15 protein-coding genes and 1 pseudogene are annotated in these 20346 nt (G+C 58.9%); 7 read left to right on the forward strand and 9 right to left on the reverse strand.

Annotation, left to right across the window (positions count from 1 at the left end; translation table 11 throughout):
- Window positions 1–22: 22 nt before the first annotated feature.
- Both BW686_RS27430 and BW686_RS27435 read right to left on the reverse strand, forming a co-directional pair.
- Window positions 23–895, reverse strand: coding sequence for a methyl-accepting chemotaxis protein (locus BW686_RS27430; RefSeq protein ID WP_373270992.1), 873 nt, complete (start codon window positions 893–895; stop codon window positions 23–25).
- A 33-nt stretch (window positions 896–928) separates the two neighbouring features.
- Window positions 929–1951: pseudogene (locus BW686_RS27435) on the reverse strand (methyl-accepting chemotaxis protein); the annotation flags it as partial.
- Window positions 1952–2287: 336 nt separating this feature from the next.
- On the opposite strand from BW686_RS27435, the gene mexE reads away from it, so the two are divergent.
- The 5 genes from mexE to BW686_RS08280 all read left to right on the forward strand — a co-directional run bounded on the left by mexE (window position 2288) and on the right by BW686_RS08280 (window position 10202).
- The gene (gene mexE, locus BW686_RS08260) at window positions 2288–3529 is read left to right on the forward strand and encodes a multidrug efflux RND transporter periplasmic adaptor subunit MexE (RefSeq protein ID WP_084915843.1); all 1242 of its coding nucleotides are present in this window, start codon (window positions 2288–2290) and stop codon (window positions 3527–3529) included.
- Between the two features lie 12 nt (window positions 3530–3541).
- Entirely contained in the window at window positions 3542–6733 is a 3192-nt protein-coding gene (locus tag BW686_RS08265; RefSeq protein WP_084915844.1) for an efflux RND transporter permease subunit, read from the forward strand.
- Window positions 6733–8130, forward strand: coding sequence for an efflux transporter outer membrane subunit (locus BW686_RS08270; RefSeq protein WP_084915845.1), 1398 nt, complete (start codon window positions 6733–6735; stop codon window positions 8128–8130). The genes BW686_RS08265 and BW686_RS08270 overlap by 1 nt, the downstream gene beginning before the upstream one ends.
- 142 nt (window positions 8131–8272) lie before the next feature.
- Window positions 8273–9367, forward strand: a complete 1095-nt coding sequence (locus BW686_RS08275) for a HEAT repeat domain-containing protein (protein WP_084915846.1) — start codon at window positions 8273–8275, stop codon at window positions 9365–9367.
- A 472-nt stretch (window positions 9368–9839) separates the two neighbouring features.
- Window positions 9840–10202, forward strand: a complete 363-nt coding sequence (locus BW686_RS08280) for a histone-like nucleoid-structuring protein, MvaT/MvaU family (RefSeq protein ID WP_084915847.1) — start codon at window positions 9840–9842, stop codon at window positions 10200–10202.
- A 483-nt stretch (window positions 10203–10685) separates the two neighbouring features.
- On the opposite strand, the gene BW686_RS08290 is transcribed toward BW686_RS08280, so the two are convergent.
- Window positions 10686–11234, reverse strand: coding sequence for a DUF4946 domain-containing protein (locus tag BW686_RS08290; protein ID WP_084915849.1), 549 nt, complete (start codon window positions 11232–11234; stop codon window positions 10686–10688).
- Window positions 11235–11385: 151 nt separating this feature from the next.
- On the opposite strand from BW686_RS08290, the gene gloA reads away from it, so the two are divergent.
- Window positions 11386–11907, forward strand: a complete 522-nt coding sequence (gene gloA / locus BW686_RS08295; RefSeq protein WP_084915850.1) for a lactoylglutathione lyase — start codon at window positions 11386–11388, stop codon at window positions 11905–11907.
- A gap of 84 nt (window positions 11908–11991) precedes the next feature.
- Here the strand turns inward: gloA and ahpF are convergent, their stop codons facing one another.
- The 3 genes from ahpF to BW686_RS08310 form a co-directional block, all read right to left on the reverse strand.
- A complete protein-coding gene (gene ahpF / locus BW686_RS08300) occupies window positions 11992–13554 on the reverse strand; it encodes an alkyl hydroperoxide reductase subunit F (protein WP_084915851.1) in 1563 nt (520 codons plus the stop codon).
- A 124-nt stretch (window positions 13555–13678) separates the two neighbouring features.
- Window positions 13679–14242, reverse strand: a complete 564-nt coding sequence (ahpC, locus tag BW686_RS08305; protein WP_084915852.1) for an alkyl hydroperoxide reductase subunit C — start codon at window positions 14240–14242, stop codon at window positions 13679–13681.
- A 110-nt stretch (window positions 14243–14352) separates the two neighbouring features.
- Complete coding sequence (locus BW686_RS08310; RefSeq protein WP_084915853.1) at window positions 14353–15312, reverse strand: site-specific integrase; 960 nt, start codon at window positions 15310–15312, stop codon at window positions 14353–14355.
- Between the two features lie 175 nt (window positions 15313–15487).
- On the opposite strand from BW686_RS08310, the gene BW686_RS08315 reads away from it, so the two are divergent.
- Complete coding sequence (locus tag BW686_RS08315; protein WP_084915854.1) at window positions 15488–16498, forward strand: DNA-binding protein; 1011 nt, start codon at window positions 15488–15490, stop codon at window positions 16496–16498.
- A gap of 10 nt (window positions 16499–16508) precedes the next feature.
- Here the strand turns inward: BW686_RS08315 and BW686_RS08320 are convergent, their stop codons facing one another.
- The 3 genes from BW686_RS08320 to galU all read right to left on the reverse strand — a co-directional run bounded on the left by BW686_RS08320 (window position 16509) and on the right by galU (window position 20186).
- Window positions 16509–17822, reverse strand: coding sequence for a hybrid sensor histidine kinase/response regulator (locus tag BW686_RS08320; protein WP_179149203.1), 1314 nt, complete (start codon window positions 17820–17822; stop codon window positions 16509–16511).
- A gap of 63 nt (window positions 17823–17885) precedes the next feature.
- The gene (gene gorA, locus BW686_RS08325) at window positions 17886–19244 is read right to left on the reverse strand and encodes a glutathione-disulfide reductase (RefSeq protein ID WP_084915856.1); all 1359 of its coding nucleotides are present in this window, start codon (window positions 19242–19244) and stop codon (window positions 17886–17888) included.
- Between the two features lie 102 nt (window positions 19245–19346).
- Window positions 19347–20186 (reverse strand): UTP--glucose-1-phosphate uridylyltransferase GalU, encoded by an 840-nt coding sequence (gene galU, locus BW686_RS08330; protein WP_024650365.1) that lies wholly within the window; start codon window positions 20184–20186, stop codon window positions 19347–19349.
- Window positions 20187–20346 lie beyond the last annotated feature (160 nt).

Raw genomic sequence — 20346 nt, forward strand, 5'->3', positions numbered from 1 at the left:
TTGCTGCCACACGCTGAGCGGGTCAGATCCGAAAGCGCGCAACCATACCTTGCAGATCACTGCCCAGACGCGCCAGTTCCACGGTGGAGGCCGCGCTTTGCTCGGTGGCCGCGGCAGACTGGTCGGCGATGTCGCGTACGCTGATGACGCTGCGATTGATTTCATCGGTCACCGCGCTCTGCTCCTCGGCGGCGGCGGAAATCTGCTGACTCATTTGCTCGATGGTGGAAATCGACCGAGTGATTTCCACCAGTGCCTGTTCGGCCTGACGGGCCAGTTCCACGGTGCCCTCGGTGCGTTGACGGCTGGCGTCCATCAGGTCCGATGCCGCGCCGGTGCCATGCTGCAATGCCTGAATCAGCGCTTCGATTTCCGTGGTGGACTGTTGCGTACGCTGTGCCAATGAACGCACTTCATCGGCGACCACGGCGAAGCCGCGTCCCTGTTCCCCGGCGCGGGCAGCTTCGATGGCTGCGTTGAGCGCCAGCAGATTGGTTTGCTCAGCGACCGCCTTGATGACGTCAATCACGCCGCCGATCTTGTCACTGTCCTGAATCAGGCGCTGCATGGCATGACCCAACTGCCCTACTTCGCCGGCCAACTGGCTGATTTCACGCGTGGCATGCTGCACCACGCTGCTGCCGTGGGCGGCACGATCACTCGCCAGCCTGGCGGCCTGCGACGCATCCTCGGTGTTCTGGGCCACTTCCTGCACCGTAGACGCCATCTGGTTCATGGCCGTCGCCACCTGATCAACTTCCATTTTCTGATGAGTGACGCCAGCGCTGGTCTGTTCGCTGACGGCTGACAGCTCTTCGGATGCCGTGGCGATTTGTGTCACACCGTTACTGATGCCGCCAATCAATGTGCGCAGCGATACGGTCATGTGCTGCATGGTGTTTTGCAGCAGGCCCAACTCGTCTTGGCGCGTGGTGCTGATATCGTTGGTCAGGTCGCCGTCGGCAATACGTCGTGCTGCGATGACCGTTGCATTGAGCGGACGCGTGATCTGACGGGTGATCAGGATGGCGGCGAAGATACCCAGCAACAGTACGATCAGTGCGACCGTGAACACCTGCGCCACTGCGCTGCTTTTTTCCTTGTTGGCACTGACTACCTGACCGGCCATCAGCGCTTCGGCACTTTTGACGATGTCCAGCGACTGCTGGCGCAGCGTGTCACGGACCTGATCGTTCTGCTGCATCATCTGCGAGATGGACGCCATCAACGCCTTGTACTGTTGCAAGGCCGCAAGGGCTGCGTCGACAGCCGGGCCGGCCTCGTTCGGCAACCGGGTACGCGCGCTGATGACCTGCGCAATCAGCGAGTCTGCGGCATCAAAGGTAATCTGCCTGTTTTCGGTGGTAGGAATGCTGATGTAGCGGCGGAATACCAGCCGAAAGTTGGTCATGCCATTACGCAGATCGCCGGCAATCTTCACTTGATCGATAGCGTTCTGATCCAGTGCGCGTGAGGCGTCTTCGAAAGTCTTGTGCAGAAGTGTTTCGAAACTGCCACTGACCTGCTCGGAAATACTGATCAGCGGCTGCATGGCCTGATCGATTTTCTGATTGTTGTCCACCAACTGGCTGAATGTCTGCCTCAGGGCGCCTGCCTGATCGCGAATACCTCTGAGCAGATCGGCGTTGGCCGGGACGGTCAGAATCTTCAGGCCGTCCTCAATGGTCTTGCCCAGGTTGTCCAGCGCAGTGCCATAGCTTTGCGCATTGCCGGCATCGGGTTTGGCAGCGTATATCTGCGCAGCGATCCTGATGCTCAACGCATCGGCTTTGACTTCAGCGACCTTGGCCGCCTTGCCCAGCCGTTCGATCAGCAAGTTGGCGCTGAGGTAACCCATCGTGGTCACCGTCAGTACACCCACCAGTATGAGGCCGAAGCCAATGCTCAGCTTTTTGCTGACGTTCAAATTGTCCAGCCATGTCGATTTCATCAAATTGTGCCTTGGTGTTTGTCGTGATATTCAAAGATCGACGCTCGGCGGGACAACTTGACGGGGGTTCCGATTGCATGAATTGATCGTCTGTATAGCGAGATAACATGGGCTTTTCACGGAGGCAGGCGCAACGCGGCATACCGATCATCTGGTGCGCGTAACACGCATTGCGCACCTTCACAGGCAGCCATCGAAACCCTGAATCGTCTCCCGGTTTCAATGCCTGTGGGGATGCATCATTGTCAGTGATAGTAACCTTCGATTTATTCGATTCGTTAATGACACCCCTCGCCAACAGACTCCGCCCATTCACTATTCCCGGCGGAACTTCCCATGCCCCAGACAATCAGCCATCTGCGTTTTCCCCTCACTGCTCTCGCACTTATCGTGATCAGCGCCTGCGGACGCGCTCCGGAGGCCACCACGGCGCCGGGCGCAGCCAAGGTCAGCGTGGCCAAAGTGCTAGAGCAGCCGGTCAACGAGTGGGATGAAGTGACCGGGCGCCTTGAAGCACCGGAAACTGTTGAAGTACGCCCGCGGGTTTCCGGTCAGATCGATCAGGTCGCGTTCACCGACGGCTCACTGGTCAAGAAAGGTGATCTGCTGTTCCAGATCGATCCCCGCCCGTTCCAGTCGGACGTACGCCGCCTCGAAGCGCAATTGCAGCAGGCACGTGCCACGGCAGCGCGGACTGACAGCGAAGCTCAGCGTGGTGAGCGCCTGCGCGCCAACAATGCGATTTCCGCCGAGCTGGCCGATTCGCGTACCACGTCGGCGCAGGAAGCCAAGGCCGGTGTCGCGGCGATTCAGGCGCAACTGGACCTGGCCCGACTGAACCTCGGTTTCACCCGTGTGACGGCACCGATTTCGGGCCGTGTCAGCCGTGCCGAGATCACCGCCGGGAACATTGTCACCGCTGATGTCACCGCACTGACCAGCGTGGTTTCCACCGACAAGGTCTACGCCTATTTCGACGCTGACGAACGCGTGTTCCTCAAGTACACCGAACTCGCTCGCAAGGGCCAGCGTGGCCAGACGACACCGGTCTACCTGGGGCTGTCCAACGAAACCGGCAACCCGCACCTGGGCCAGATGAACTTCGTCGACAATCAGGTCAACCCGCGAACCGGCACCATCCGGGGTCGCGCCGTGTTCGATAACACCGACGGCAGTTTTACACCGGGCCTTTACGCGCGTCTGAAGCTGGTCGGCAGCGGCACTTACTCGGCCGTGTTGATCAACGACGAAGCCGTCGGCACCGACCTGGGCAAGAAATTCGTGCTGGTGATGGACAAGGACAACAAGCCGGCCTATCGACCCGTCGAGCTTGGCCCGAAAATCGAAGGCCTGCGGATTGTGCGCAACGGTCTGAGCAAGGACGACACCATCGTGGTCAAGGGCTTGCAACGTGTGCGCCCCGGCCAGCCGGTGGACCCTGAAGTCACCCCGATGGCCAGCGCCGAGACCCTCGCCGCACTGCTCAAACAACGCCAGGCCCTAGAAGCCAGCAACCCGCCAAACGTGACGCCCAAAGCGGCCGTCAATATCGCCAGCGCTACTGCGCCACGCGGCTAAGGGACTTGTCCGATGAACTTCTCCAAATTCTTTATCTCACGGCCGATCTTCGCCGCGGTGCTGTCGCTGCTGATCCTGATCGCCGGTGCCATCTCGCTGTTCCAGCTGCCGATCAGTGAATACCCGGAGGTCGTGCCGCCTACTGTTGTCGTGCGCGCCAACTTCCCCGGCGCCAACCCGAAGGTGATCGGCGAAACCGTCGCTTCGCCGCTGGAACAGGCCATCACCGGTGTCGAAGGCATGCTGTACATGTCATCGCAAGCCACCGCCGACGGCAAACTGACCCTGACCATCACCTTCGCGCTGGGCACTGACCTGGACAACGCGCAGGTGCAGGTGCAGAACCGAGTCACTCGCAGCGAGCCCAAACTGCCCGAGGAAGTGACCCGTATCGGCATCACCGTGGACAAGGCCTCGCCTGACCTGACCATGGTTGTTCACTTGACCTCGCCGGACAAGCGCTACGACATGCTGTACCTGTCCAATTACGCGGTGCTCAACATCAAGGATGAGCTGGCACGACTGGGCGGTGTCGGTGATGTGCAGTTGTTCGGCATGGGCGACTACTCGCTGCGGGTCTGGCTCGATCCGAACAAGACCGCATCACGCAACCTGACCGCCACCGACGTGGTCAACGCCATTCGCGAGCAGAACCGTCAGGTCGCCGCCGGCCAGTTGGGCTCGCCGCCTTCGCCAAATGCCACCAGCTTCCAGATGTCGATCAACACTCAGGGCCGTCTGGTCAGTGAGGAAGAGTTCGAGAACGTGGTGGTTCGCGCAGGTGCCGATGGCGAAATCACCCGCCTGAAGGATATTGCACGCATTGAACTGGGTTCCAGCCAGTACGCGCTGCGCTCGCTGCTCAATAATCAGCCCGCGGTGGCGATACCGATCTTCCAGCGCCCCGGTTCCAACGCCATCGACATCTCCAATGACGTGCGGGCAAGGATGGCCGAGCTGAAGAAGAGCTTCCCGGAAGGTATGGATTACAGCATCGTCTACGACCCGACGATCTTCGTGCGCGGCTCCATCGAGGCGGTGATCCATACACTGTTCGAGGCACTGATTCTGGTCGTGCTGGTGGTGATTCTGTTCCTGCAAACCTGGCGCGCCTCGATCATCCCGCTGGTGGCCGTACCGGTTTCGCTGATCGGCACCTTTGCCGTGATGCACATGTTCGGGTTCTCGCTGAATGCGCTGTCATTGTTCGGTCTGGTACTGGCCATCGGTATCGTCGTGGACGATGCGATCGTGGTGGTGGAGAACGTCGAACGTAATATCGAACTGGGGCTTGAGCCGGTCGCGGCCACTCACAAGGCGATGGCCGAGGTGACCGGCCCGATCATCGCTACGGCGCTGGTGCTGTGCGCCGTTTTTGTACCGGCTGCGTTTATTTCCGGGCTGACCGGACAGTTCTATAAACAGTTCGCGCTGACCATTGCCATTTCGACGGTCATCTCGGCGTTCAACTCGCTGACCCTGTCGCCGGCACTGGCTGCCGTGTTGCTCAAAAGTCATGATGCACCGAAGGATCGCTTCTCGCGCTTTCTCGACAAACTGCTCGGCGGCTGGTTGTTCCGTCCGTTCAATCGCTTCTTCGAGAAAGCCAGTCATGGCTATGTGGGCACCGTCGCCCGGGTCATTCGCAGCAGCGGCATTGCACTGCTGGTGTATGCGGGCCTGATGGTCCTGACCTGGATGGGTTTTGCCAGCACACCCACCGGTTTCGTGCCCAGCCAGGACAAGCAATACCTGGTTGCATTTGCCCAATTGCCGGACGCCGCGAGCCTGGACCGCACCGAAGACGTGATCAAGCGCATGTCGGAGCTGGCCCTCAAGCAGCCTGGCGTGCAGGACGCAATCGCTTTCCCCGGTCTGTCCATCAACGGATTCACCAACAGCCCCAACAACGGTGTGGTGTTCGTGACCCTCAAACCGTTCGATGAGCGCAAGGACGCCAGCCTGTCGGCCAACGCTATTGCCGGTGCGCTGAACGGCCAGTTCGCGTCGATTCAGGAAGCCTACATGGCGATCTTCCCGCCCCCGCCGGTACAAGGCCTGGGCACCATCGGCGGCTTCCGCCTGCAAATCGAAGACCGTGGCAACCTGGGGTATGACGAGCTGTACAAGGAAACCCAGAACATCATCGCCAAAAGTCGCAGCGTGCCGGAACTGGCCGGCCTGTTTACCAGCTACACGGTGAACGTGCCGCAGGTCGACGCAGCGATTGACCGCGAAAAGGCCAAGACCCACGGCGTGGCGGTCAGCGATATCTTCGACACCCTGCAGGTGTACCTGGGCTCGCTGTATGCCAACGACTTCAACCGGTTCGGCCGCACCTACCAGGTCAATGTTCAGGCTGAACAACAGTTCCGTCAGGATGCCGATCAGATCGGTCAGCTCAAGGTGCGCAACAATCTGGGGGAAATGATTCCGCTGGCGACATTTGTCAAAGTCAGTGACACCGCAGGCCCAGACCGGGTCATGCACTACAACGGTTTCATCACCGCCGAGATCAACGGTGCAGCAGCACCGGGATTCAGCTCGGGCCAGGCTCAGGCAGCAGTGGAAAAACTGCTTCAAGAGGAGCTACCCACCGGCATGATCTACGAATGGACCGACCTGACCTATCAGCAGATCCTTTCGGGCAATACCGCGCTGTTCGTCTTCCCGCTCTGTGTGCTGCTGGCGTTCCTGGTGCTGGCGGCTCAGTACGAAAGCTGGAGCCTGCCACTGGCGGTGATCCTGATCGTGCCCATGACCCTGCTCTCGGCCATTGCCGGGGTGATGATTGCCGGCAGCGACAACAACATCTTCACCCAGATCGGCCTGATCGTACTGGTAGGCCTGGCGTGCAAGAACGCGATCCTGATCGTGGAGTTCGCCAAGGACAAACAGGCTGAAGGGATGAGCCCGCTGGATGCGGTACTGGAGGCGTGCCGTCTGCGCCTGCGCCCGATCCTGATGACGTCGTTCGCGTTCATCATGGGCGTGGTCCCGCTGGTGCTTTCCAGCGGTGCCGGTGCCGAGATGCGTCATGCAATGGGTGTTGCGGTGTTCTCCGGGATGCTCGGGGTCACCTTCTTCGGCCTGCTGCTGACGCCGGTGTTCTACGTGCTGATCCGTAACTACGTCGAGCGCAAGGAGGCCCGCAAGGCCGCCCGGGCGCAGCCACTGCACAACCTGCCTGCGGAGACGCATTGATGAGCGCGCTTAAACTCTTTGTCCCGAGCCTGCTGGTCCTGGCACTGGCGGCCTGCGCTGTCGGCCCGGACTACAAGGCGCCCGACACGGCACCGGTAACGCTTGAGTCCGCTTCGCAGGGCAACTACGACCGCAGCAAGATGAATACCCTGTGGTGGCAGCAATTCGAGGACCCTACCCTCAATAAGCTGGTCGCCCGATCACTGGACGGCAACCGCGACCTGCGCGTCGCATTTGCCCGGCTCAAGTCTGCACGGGCCATTCGCGACGATGTCGCCAACGACGTCATGCCAGTCGTGACCAGCCGTGCCAGCAGTGACATCGGCAAGGGTCAGCAACCCGGCATCACCGAGCGCCGGGTCAACAGCGAGCGCTATGACCTGGGCCTCGACATGGCATGGGAAGTGGACCTGTTCGGACGTATCCAGCGCCAACTGGAAGCCAGCGATGCCGATCAGGGCGCGGCAGAAGCCAACCTGTATCAGTTGCAGGTGACGTTGATCGCTGAAGTGGTGGATGCCTACGGGCAACTGCGCGGCGCGCAATTGCGTGAAGCCATTGCTCGGGACAACCTGACCAACCAGCAAAAGTCTCAGGACATCACCACGCAACTGCGCGATGCCGGTGTTGGCAACGAACTGGATGTGGTGCGTTCCGATGCGCGTCTTGCCGCGGTTGAAGCAACGATTCCGCAACTGCAGGCCGAACAGGCTCGCCAGCGCAACCGTATTGCGACGCTTTTGGGCGAACGCCCGAACACCCTCAGTGTGGACCTGAGCCCGAGCAAGCTGCCCGCGATGGCCAAGGCCTTGCCCATCGGTGACGCGACGCAGGTGCTGCGCAATCGGCCCGACGTGCGGGCGGCCGAACGTCAGCTCGCCGCTTCGACGGCACGGATTGGCGTGGCCACTGCCGACCTGTTCCCGCGGGTCAGCCTGAGCGGCTTTCTGGGCTACACCGCCGGACGTGGCTCACAAATAGGTTCGTCCGCCGCCAGAGCCTGGTCACTGGGACCAAGCATCACCTGGGCCGCGTTTGACCTGGGCAGCGTTCGTGCGCAGATTCGCAGTGCCGACGCCGACGCCGAAGGCGCGCTGGCCAACTACGAACAGCAGGTACTGCTCGCGCTGGAAGAGTCGGAAAATGCGTTCAGCGACTACAACAAGCGCCAGCAACGCCTGGTGGCGCTAATGCGTCAGAGTGAATCAAGCCGCGCCGCCGCCAGACTGGCGTCGGTGCAATACCGTGAAGGCACCGCGGACTTCCTCGTGCTGCTGGATGCAGAGCGTGAGCGTCTGGCGGCGGAGGACACCCAGGCTCAGGCTGAAATCGAGCTGTACCGTGGAATTGTGGCCATCTACAAAGCACTCGGCGGCGGCTGGCAACCTCAGGCCTGATATCACCCGGTCGGTCATCACGCCCCGCGCCCCGCCAGGACGCGGGGCTTTTTTTGGCCTGAACCCGGCTCCATCCGGATTGCCGTTTGACAGCTGCCAGCCACTCCCCGAAGCTGCAACCCGTCACGCATTGGAAATCGATATGCCCAGACTGGACTCACAGGCGTTATCGCCACACTCCTTTATTCGCCGTCGCTGGAAAATCGGCGCCGCGCTCGCTGTCTTGCTGACGCTTTTGCTGATGTTCTGGTGGTGGCGCGCCCCGGTACAGCCGACGCCCGCCAGATTGAGCCACACCTATGCCGAGGCACTGGAGCAGGCACAGGCTGGCAAGCCCGGCGCTGCGCGAGTGCTGTATCAGCAATTGGCCCGCAATGATCTCTCTGACGCAGAACGCATCAGCTTGCTCGCCGAACTGAGTGACTACCCCAGCCCGCAAGCACTCAAGTTACTCGACGCAGGCCTTGGCGATGCGTCGGCGCAGGTCCGCAAGGCCGCCATCGACGTCAGCGTGAAACTGGTTTCCAACAGTCAACGCAGCCTGCTGCTGGGGCCGCTGCTGGATGACAGCGACGCTTCCGTCAGGTATCACGCCACCAGCGCCCTGCTCGGCCTCTCGCCAGACGAGCTGGGCCTTTACTTCGCTGTGCTGCAACAAAGCGCAGAGGCGTTTCAGGAGTTCCTCAAGAGCCAGCCGCAAACGGCCCAGAGCCAGTTGCAGCTTGCCAGGCTGTACTTGCAGACCGGCGACCTCGACCCGGCGGTGGCGGCCCTTCAGCGAGCGACCTCACTTGATCCGGGCAACATCGAAGCGGCACTGGCCCACATCGAGTTGCTGGATCGCAAGGGACAGGCCGAGCAGGCACGCAGCCTGTTCGCCGGTTTGCTGGAGCGCAATCCCGGTTCATCCATGCTTCAGCACGCCTTGGGAATGTGGTTGTTAAACCACGGGCAAGCCGAATTTGCCGTACTCAGCCTCGCAAAAGCCATCGAGCTGGCGCCCGACAACAGTGATTATCGCTATGACCTGGCGGTCGCTCTGCACTCATTGAACGAGCTTGAGGCGGCGCAGAAGCAACTGACGCAGATCGTTCAAAACCAGCCCGCCAACCGCAAGGCACGGGTTCTGCTGATCCAGTACTGGAAAGAAAACGGCCAGTTACAAAATGTTCAGATTCTCCTGGCAGAGCTGGAGCAGCAGAATCCCGATGACCCCGAGCTGCAACAGGGGTTGTAGGACCCAAACGGAGGCCAAAAGCCACCCTGTGCGCTGCTGCATGCCTCACAGCCAACGGCCTTCAGACACGCCAGGGATTTACGCATCTGACAGTCTTCATGCCTGTCAGATGTTTCTCTTTTTATGCCAAACGGCCTCGTTTGGCACGTTTTCAATCCGCGCCTAATATCAGAAATAACTTACAAAACACCGTGCGCGAACACACGGGCACCCTCGCCTATATTCAACAGCGGGCAGTGCCTGCATTTAATGAATTTGAAAAATACTATTTTCTAACTGGCAAAAAAGGTGCATTATTTGCGAGCTACTGAGTTATAAGCACCCTCTATCTGCGCAAGGATGCCGGAAAGGCCTAGTTTCACCATAGAAACCGCAGGTATCGGGCAACACCGAATGAGCTCATCCGCCAGACCATTGTGGCTCATCGTTTTATTGGGCTGACAACAGCCATTACATTGTTGGAGTGTATTACTTGTCCAGACTTGCCGAGTTTCGAGCAGCAGAGAAAGCCCTTCAAGAACAGCTTGCACAGCTGGAAACGTTGAAGAATGACGCCGGATTGAAAAAGGAGATTGAATTCGAGCAGAAGCTCCAGGACCTGATGGGCACCTATGGCAAAAGCCTGCGTGACATCATCGCCATCCTCGACCCGTCCAGCGCAACGTCGCTGGTTGCGCCTGCCGGGCCAAAGCGCCGCCGTGCGCGCGTCGTCAAGGTTTATCAGAATCCGCACACCGGTGAGCTGATTGAAACCAAGGGCGGCAATCACCGTGGCCTCAAAGCCTGGAAAGAGCAATACGGTGTCGACACTGTTGATTCATGGCTTCGCGCCTGATTGCAACTCCGTCATCTGAAGCCCTGCACTTGCAGGGCTTTTTTTATTGGCCCCGGCATTCGATGAGTACACGCACCGTGCAACCGCGAGATGAAACAGGGATGAACGGTGACCGTGCCGGAAGACGCCGTATTCATATGGACGACTCCGCGAATTGCCCGACACCTCTAACTTTTCGGCTCAAGCGTATTAATCACGCGAAAATAATGACGCCAATAAACGGAGGGCTTAAGCGATTCAGTCCACAGTTACAAAACTGAACATTTCCTGAATCAGGGTAGAGTAATTATTCAGTTTGTCTAATGTAACGAAATATAAAACCCTGTATTACACGGCACGTCGACACCGCGAAACTGCCTGTCGACCCTGCCGCTCAAGCTTCACACTTTTTACACATGCATTCTTGGATGATGAAGACCGCTAAAGGAATAGCGCCCCATGCCCGCCTCGGCGGGCTTCTTTTTGTCTGCGAAAAAGCACGCCTTACTGCACGTCACCGAGCTGCAGGCTCTCGCGGATACGCAACGCTTCATCCTTGTTGGCGGCATAGCCGTCGGCCGACCCTGCATAGGACAACGACCAGGCCATCTCTTTGCTGGCTGCCGCCACCAGGGTCTGGGTCAATACATGCACGCCGTTCTGGGTAATGGTGCAAGTGGTCTCCAGTGCAGGAACAACGCTAAGCCGGCTTTTACGCATATGGGTACAGGCGCTTTGTAGGCCGCTGCGAGCAAAATTGACCTGAATCGACTTGCGCATCTCCAGCAACACCCCCGAGACATTCACCTCATGTCCGGGCGTGAGGCGCGTCTGCGTCAGCTCCATCACCATCAAGGGATTTCCATTTTGATCGTTTTTCACCGCACGCTGTCTGACCTGCACGGAAGGCTGAACGGCCTCGGTCGGCAGTGACTCGACTTCCCAGCCCGCTGGCCAGGTGATCATTGCATCGGTTGCACTGGCTGGCGCAGCGCCCAGCAACAGGCAAAGACACAAGCTTGGCAAAACATGTCGGCAGTGCGCAAAAATCATGATCAGGTCGCCATAACAGGTGACCGCGAATTCTGAGCCTGTTGCCGGCTACGAGCAAGCGCGTCGCCGCGTTAACCGAGCCAGGGTTTGGCACTCACTGCCCTGCCCCGTATCATTTGGCACTATTTGTACATTCGTTGGAGAAACAGTCATGAGCTTGCACGAACTCAACACACTACCGGGCGTCACGGCCAATCCTGAAGAGGCTACCCGGCAATTTGTGTTCAACCACACCATGCTGCGCGTCAAGGACATCCAGAAATCACTGGACTTCTACACCCGCGTACTCGGCTTCAGCCTGGTTGAAAAGCGTGACTTCCCGGAAGCCGAATTCAGCCTGTATTTTCTTGCCCTGGTGGACAAGGCGCAGATCCCGGAAGACGATGCTGCGCGCAATGAGTGGATGAAGTCGATACCGGGCATTCTGGAACTGACCCATAACCACGGCACTGAAAGCGATGCGACGGCGTCGTACCACAACGGCAACAGCGACCCGCGTGGCTTTGGTCACATTTGCGTGTCCGTGCCTGACGTCAAGGTCGCCTGCGAGCGCTTCGAGGCCTTGGGGGTGGACTTCCAGAAGCGCCTGTCGGACGGCCGCATGAACAGCTTGGCCTTCATCAAGGACCCGGATGGCTACTGGGTAGAAATCATCCAGCCGACGCCACTCTGAGGCCTCATGTGAAGCGCTCCGGTGCGGAACGATAAACAAAAAAACCCGTGATCGCTCACGGGTTTTTTGTTTACCGCTGTTCCGTCAGGCTGGCGCGGACGTGCGGATCAGGTGGTCAAAGGCGCTCAGGGAAGCCTTGGCACCCTCGCCCAAGGCGATGATGATCTGCTTGTACGGCGCAACCGTCACGTCACCGGCGGCGAAGATGCCTGGCACCGAGGTCTCACCGCGAGCATCGACCACGATCTCGCCGCGCGGCGACAACTCGATGGCGCCTTTCAGCCATTCGCTGTTAGGCAGCAGCCCGATCTGGACGAAGATACCTTCCAGCGCAATGGTGACTTCTTCGTTGTTGGTGCGGTTCTTGTAACGCAGGCCGTTGACCTTCTGCTCATCGCCGGTGACTTCAGTGGTTTGCGCACTGGTGATCACGGTGACGTTTGGCAGGCTGTGTAGCTTGCGTTGCAAGACGGCATCGGCACGCAACTGCACATCGAACTCCAGCAGGGTGACGTGAGACACGATACCTGCCAGGTCGATTGCCGCCTCGACACCCGAGTTACCGCCACCAATCACAGCCACGCGCTTGCCTTTGAACAGCGGACCGTCGCAGTGCGGGCAATAAGCCACGCCCTTGTTGCGGTATTGCTGCTCGCCCGGCACGTTCATTTCCCTCCAGCGAGCGCCGGTGGCAAGAATGACCGTCTTGGCCTTGAGGCTCGCACCGCTGGCAAATTTCACTTCGTGCAATTCACCGGCCGCGCCAGGAATCAGCTTGTCGGCACGCTGCAGGTTCATGATGTCGACTTCGTACTGCTTAACGTGCTCTTCGAGCGCAACAGCCAGCTTCGGCCCCTCGGTGTGTTGCACCGAGATGAAGTTTTCGATGGCCATGGTGTCAAGCACCTGACCGCCGAAGCGTTCAGCTGCAACGCCGGTGCGGATGCCTTTGCGGGCGGCATAGACCGCAGCCGCCGAACCGGCAGGACCGCCGCCGACCACCAGCACATCAAAAGCCTGCTTGGCGTTGAGCTTTTCTGCCTGACGCGCACCGGCACCCGTGTCGATTTTGGCCAGAATTTCTTCCAGGCCCATACGGCCTTGGCCGAACAACTCGCCGTTCAGGTAGATACTCGGGACCGACATGATCTTGCGGTCGGTCACTTCGTCCTGAAACAGCGCGCCGTCGATAGCAACGTGCTTGATGCCAGGGTTCAGCACTGCCATCAGGTTCAGCGCCTGAACAACGTCAGGGCAGTTCTGGCAGGACTGCGAGAAATAGGTTTCGAAATGGAATTCGCCTTGAAGAGCGCGAACCTGTTCGATGGTTTCCGCACTGACCTTGGGTGGATAGCCGCCAACTTGCAGCAGCGCCAAAACCAGCGAGGTGAATTCGTGCCCCATGGGGATACCGGCAAAACGCAGGCTGATATCGTGACCAGGGCTGTTCAGCGAGAACGACGGCGTACGGGCGTCGGTGCCGCTGTCATTCAGGGTGACGTCTTTGGAAACACTGATCACATCATTGAGCAGTGCAAGCATTTCCTGAGACTTCGCGCCGTCATCAAGGGACGCGACGATCTCGATGGGGCGAGTGACCCGCTCCAGGTAGGATTTCAACTGGGCTTTAAGATTGGCGTCCAACATGTGGCGACTTCCTGTTTACAAAGGGTAGAAATAACAACGCCCAGGCGATGACCGCCCGGGCGTTTTATGGGGCGATGCGGTTTACTTGCTCAAGAGCTCAACGCCCCCAGCCGATTCATGCGAATCAGATCTTGCCGACCAGGTCCAGGGACGGAGCCAGAGTGGCCTCGCCTTCTTTCCACTTGGCCGGGCAAACTTCGCCCGGGTGAGCAGCCACATACTGAGCAGCCTTGATTTTGCGCAGCAGCTCGGAAGCGTCGCGGCCAACACCACCGTCGTTCAGCTCGACGATCTTGATCTGACCTTCCGGGTTGATCACGAACGTACCGCGATCCGCCAGACCGGCTTCTTCAATCAGCACGTCGAAGTTGCGCGAGATGGTCAGGGTCGGGTCGCCGATCATGGTGTACTGGATCTTGCCGATGGCAGGCGAAGTGTTGTGCCATGCTGCGTGGGCGAAATGGGTGTCAGTCGACACGCTGTAGATTTCAACGCCCAGCTTCTTGAACGCGTCGTAGTTGTCAGCCAGGTCTTCCAGTTCGGTCGGGCATACGAAGGTGAAGTCAGCCGGGTAGAAGAATACGACAGACCATTTGCCTTTGAAGTCAGCGTCCGAAACGTCAACGAAAGCGCCGTTCTTGAACGCGGTAGCCTTGAACGGTTTTACTTGGCTGTTGATGATAGGCATCGGTATATCTCCTGATGAGTTGGATGGGTTGTGAATTCGATGGAGTGAAGCTTACGCATGATCGATGACAATCGCTCATTGGCAAACCTGATGTCACTGATTGCTTTTCACTATGAAGGCTGCTTATCAATAGAAGAAACCTTCAGGCCGCTTCCCACTCCAGGACTGCTCGGAAACGGCGCGGCCTCAATGTAGCGCATCGCTGACTTGATGTCCCTCCAGCCGACATAAGCCATCAACGACTTGAAGTCCCAACCGTTGCTGTGCGCCCAGCTTGCGAAACCGCGACGTAAGGAGTGGCTGGTGTAATGCTCGGCAGGCACGCCCGCACGCTCGAAAGCCTGACGCAGCAACGGAATGACGCTGTTGGCGTGCAACCCGTGCTCATTCAGATTCCCCCAGCGATCGACCGCCCGGAACACAGGCCCACGAACCAGCGCGGCACAGTTTATCCACTCTATATATGCCTGCACCGGACACAACCGCTGCAATGCAGGCGTCTGGTAAGTTTTGCCCAGATTGTCGCGATCCCCCTTGCTGCGCGGCAGGTACAGGCTGATACCGGAATGGGCAACGGCCCTGACGTCCTGCACCTGCAGGCGGCACAACTCGTCACTGCGAAACCCTCGCCAGAAACCGAGCAGGATCAGCGCCGAATCTCGACGGCAACGCAGCAGCCGCGGCTGATCGTGTTGCGCGCTGGCCTCGTGAGCCTCGACCTCCAGCCAGGCGATGACTTTTTCCAGGTCTTGCAACTGCAAGGGCTCGGCCTGTTTTTCCTGCACCGGATGCAGCGCACGGATGCCTTTGATGACCTTGCGCACCATAGGCGCCTTGGTGGGATCGACAAAGCCCTGACTGACATGCCACTGAGCCAGCGCTGAGAGGCGCAGCTTCAAGGTGTTAACCGACAGCGTGCCTGCGTAACTGGCCAGGTAGCGCGCCACGCTTTCACTGGTCGCCGGCAGAAAACCGCCCCACGTCACCTCGAAATGCTCGATGGCCGCCCGATAGCTGCGACGCGTGTTGTCTCGGGTCGCGGCATCAATGTAGCGATCAACATCATTCATGGCTCAAGCCTGCGGGTGTACTGGGGAAACCGTTGAAAAGGCACCTGACAGCGCCTGACACGGGATAATACGCCAATATCCCGTGTTAATTAATTCAAAAAACACCAAATCATTTCAAATAATATAGTATGTAATTACAGGGTACATACCACAGTACGAAATCGTAGGAGACAGCATGGCTCGGGGCGGTGTAAACAAGGCGTTGGTTCACAAGGCAAGGGCTTCCCTGCTGGCCAGAGGCGAAAACCCGAGCATTGATGCGGTACGTATCGAAATGGGTAACACCGGCTCGAAAACCACTATTCATCGCTATCTGAAAGAAATAGATGGCGCGCACACGCCAGCGCCGGACATCAACGAGGAATTGAGCGAGTTGGTGGCTCACCTCGCCCAGCGACTTCAAGAGCAAGCCCAGGAACGCATAGACCAGGCGCACGACGAGTACCAGACCGGTCGCAATAGCCTGCTGCAACAACTCGACACCGCCCGGCAACAGATCAGTGAATTGCAGGAACACCTGCTGCAGCGCAACGAGACCATTGAACATCAGGCCGCCGCCCTGCTCCAGACCCGACAGGCGCTGCAAGAAACCCAGACCGAACACGCACGACTGCACCAGGCCAACCTGGACCTGCAATCACGCCTGCAAGACAAGGACAGCCAGATTCACTCGCTTGAGGAAAAGCACTTGCATGCTCGCGAGGCGCTGGAGCACTACCGCGACTCGATCAGGGAACAACGCGAACAGGAACAGCAGCGCCATGAGGGCCAGGTTCAGCAATTGCAGATGGAGCTGCGCCAGGCACAGCAAAGCATTGCCATGCGCCAGGAAGAGATCACGCAACTGAACCGCGATAACGAACGAGTGCTGGCAGAAAATCGCAGCACCGCACGTGAATTGCGCGACCAGAAAGACCAACTGAGCCGAGCGGCTAGCCAGGCCGTCGCATCAGCGGAACAGCACCAGCACACCCATACGCAATGCGCACTGCTGGAAGAAAGGTTGCGCAGCCTGCAGGAAGAAAGTGCCACGCTTAAACAGAGCATGACCGACACCCGACAGCAAAACCGGATGCTGGAACTGCTGCTGATCAAAAAGGAAGTGGCGCTGGAAAACCTGCAACGACAGATCGAGCCGCCTGACGAATCCGCAACCAGCAAAAAGAAGCCGCAACGCAAAACGTGACAGACCTGCCTCAGTCGCTCGTCGACTCACACTGACACGACACACAAGGCAGGTACAAATCAACGCGAGCACCCTGACCCAGCACGCTTTTTACCTGCACATGCCCGCCGGTCTGCTTGATGAAGCCATAGACCATAGACAAGCCCAGCCCCGTTCCCTGACCCACAGGCTTGGTGGTAAAAAACGGATCGAATACCCGGTCGATCACGTCCTGAGCAATGCCGCAGCCATCGTCTTCGACACTGAGCTGCACATAGTCGCCTGCCGCCAACACACCCTCCTGCACAGAAAGCCTCAAGGCCTGACTGCGAACCTGGATCCGGCCATCTGCCGACACCGCATCACGCGCATTGATCACCAGATTCAACAACGCATTTTCCAGCTGATGCTCGTCAGTCTGAATAGCGCTCAACCCTTCCGCCAGCTCGATATGCAGGCGGGCCTGATGGCCGACCGTGCCTCGTAACAGTTCTTCCATCGAGCGCACCATGCAATTCACGTCGACCGCACGCACACTGAGCGGCTGACGACGGGCAAATGTCAGTAACCGTTGAGTCAAAGCAGCCGCCCGATTGGCGGAGCTCACCGCCGCGTCCACGTAACGATCCACCTCGCCGAACCGCTCAGCCCCCATGCGCAGCCTGATCATTTCCAGCGCACCCAGCACCCCGGACAGCATGTTGTTGAAATCGTGGGCGATGCCGCCCGTCAATTGACCGATGGCGTCCATTTTTTGCGCATGGCGCAGCACCTCTTCCGCCTGAGCGCGCTCCGCGATCTCGATCTGCAACCGCTCATTGGCCCTGGCCAACTCACCGGTACGCTCGGCAACGCGCAACTCCAGACTTTCATTGAGTTCGCGCAGTGCCTCTTCGGCATTGACCTGAGCAGTGATATCGGTGTGAGTACCCAGCCAGTGGGTAATGTGCCCCTGCGCATCGCGCATGGGCAGTGCGCGTGACAGAAACCAGTTGAAGGCGCCGCCCTTGCTGCGCAGCGCAAAGGTGTCTTCCCAGACGGAGCCGGTTGCGAAGCAGTATTGCAATCGTGCTACCACTCGCTCGCGATGCTCGGGGTGCAGGACCGAACGCCAGCCCAGCGCGTTCATGGCTTCCAGCGTAGCGCCGGTGTAGGCGTACCAACGCTCGTTGTACCACTGGATCTGGCCGCCGGGGCTGGCAGTCCAGGCCAGTTGACTCATGTTGTCAGCCAGCGTCCTGAACTGACGCTCGCTCTCACGCAGCACATCAACGAGCTGTGCAGCGTCGCGGTGTTGTCTGGCCGGATGCAGAGGCATCTTCGCCGAGGGGTTTTCTCTATTCACTCAGGGATCCGTCCTCTCAAGCGTTAACCCCGGCGCCCATCCTGAGCGCCGGGTATGCACCGTTTAGCGCCTGGCGGGCGTACGCATGGTCACGAACTCTTCTGCCGCGGTCGGATGCACACCGATGGTGTCGTCGAACACCTGTTTGGTCGCGCCCGCCTTGATGGCGATTGCCAGGCTCTGCACGATTTCCCCGGCGTCCGGCCCCACCATATGGCAGCCCAGCACACGGTCGGTTTTCGCATCCACAACCAGCTTCATCAAGGTGCGCTCCTGATCATCGGTCAGCGTCAGCTTCATGGGCCGAAAGCGGCTCTCGAAAACCTGCACGTCATGACCCGCCTTGATCGCATCTTCCTCGGTCAACCCCACAGTGCCGATGTTCGGCAGACTGAAGACCGCCGTCGGAATGTGATTGTAGTCCACCGGTCGATACTGCTCCGGCTTGAACAGGCGACGCGCAACCGCCATGCCTTCCGCCAGCGCCACCGGGGTCAGTTGCACGCCTCCGATAACGTCGCCGAGAGCCAGAATGGACGGCTCGCTGGTGTGATAATGCTCATCGACCTTGATGTAGCCATGCTCATCAAGCTTGACGTCAACGTTCTCCAACCCGAGGTTATCGAGCATCGGCCGACGACCCGTCGCATAGAACACACAATCAGTCTCGATCGTACCGCCCCCCCTCATGGAGAGTAGCAGACTGCCATCAACCTGCTTGTCGATGCGCTCGATGTCGCTGTTGAAGCGGATCGTCATGTGGCGCTTAAGCAGCTCCTCATGAAGATGGGTACGCACACCGCCATCGAAACCGCGCAGAAACAGCTCGCCTCGATAGACCAGCGTGGTATCGGCGCCCAAGCCGTTGAAAATCGAGGCAAACTCCACGGCTATATAGCCACCGCCGACCACCACAACCCGCTTTGGCAGCGTCTTGAGGTAGAACGCCTCGTTGGAAGTGATCGCATGCTCGCGCCCAGGCACGTCAGGCACTTGCGGCCAGCCACCCGTCGCAATCAGGATGCGCTCGGCGCTGTGAGTCCGACCGTTGATCTCGACCTGCTGCGGGCCGACGATCCGGGCGTGCCCCTCCAGGAGCGTGACACCGCTGTCGACCAGCAGCTTGCGATAGATACCGTTGAGACGATTGATCTCACGGTCCTTGTTGGCAATCAACGTAGACCAGTCGAAACTCGCCTTGCCCAGCGACCAGCCAAATCCTTTGGCATGATCGAAGTCCTCGGAAAAATGCGCGCCGTACACCAGCAGCTTCTTGGGCACACACCCCACATTGACGCAGGTGCCGCCCAGATAACGACTTTCGGCCACCGCCACACGCGCGCCGAACCCGGCTGCAAAGCGTGCCGCCCTGACACCACCCGAACCCGCACCAATTACAAACAGATCAAAATCGAAGGCCATTGATATCTCCTAGGCAGAGGCACAGCATAACCGCTTGGCGGTCTGGCAGAAATGACAAAGCCACCCGAAGGTGGCTTTGTCCGAAACGTCATCAATCAATAATCAATGCGCTTTGCCAGACTTGTAGAAATGCTCGAAGCAGAAGTTGGTCGCCTCGATATACCCTTCAGCACCGCCGCAGTCGAAACGCGTGCCCTTGAATTTGTAAGCCAGCACATTACCTTCCGCAGCCTGTTTCATCAGAGCGTCGGTGATCTGGATCTCGCCGCCCTTGCCTGGCTCGGTCTGTTCGATTTTCTCGAAGATGTCCGGCGTCAGGATGTAGCGACCAATGATCGCCAGGTTAGAAGGTGCATCTTCAGGCTTCGGCTTTTCGACCATGTCGGTCACGCGGAACAAGCCTGGTTTGATCTCTTCACCAGCGATCACGCCATACTTGTTGGTTTCCGACGGATCGACTTCCTGAATGGCAATGATCGAGCAGCCATAATGCTTGTGCAGTTTGACCATCTGCGCCAGCACGCCGTCGCCTTCAAGGTTGACGCACAAGTCATCGGCCAGCACCACGGCGAACGCTTCGTTGCCGATCAAAGGACGACCGCTGAGAATGGCGTGACCCAAGCCCTTCATTTCGGTCTGACGCGTGTAGGAGAAGCTGCACTCGTCGATCAGCTTGCGAATGCCGACCAGGTATTTCTCCTTGTCAGTGCCCTTGATCTGATGCTCAAGCTCGTAGCTGATGTCAAAGTGATCTTCAAGAGAGCGCTTGCCGCGGCCAGTCACGATGGAGATTTCAGTCAGGCCAGCCGCGAGTGCTTCTTCAACACCGTATTGGATCAGTGGCTTGTTGACCACCGGCAGCATTTCCTTGGGCATGGCCTTGGTCGCCGGGAGGAAGCGAGTGCCGTAACCGGCTGCTGGGAACAAGCATTTCTTGATCATAAAAGTCCTTGGTAAGGGCTGATGGTGTTAACGAGCCAGTCTAATCAGGCGGCGGCCACCTTACAATGACCCGCCACGGGCCGTCCAATGCCATCATAGAGGAATACACAGCCAGATAGTTCCGCACTTTCTTGCATATCGCGCGCATTGCCCGAGGGAA

The sequence above is a fragment of the Pseudomonas syringae genome (genome assembly GCF_002157375.1).
GTDB classification, from domain to species: Bacteria; Pseudomonadota; Gammaproteobacteria; order Pseudomonadales; family Pseudomonadaceae; genus Aquipseudomonas; species Aquipseudomonas syringae_T.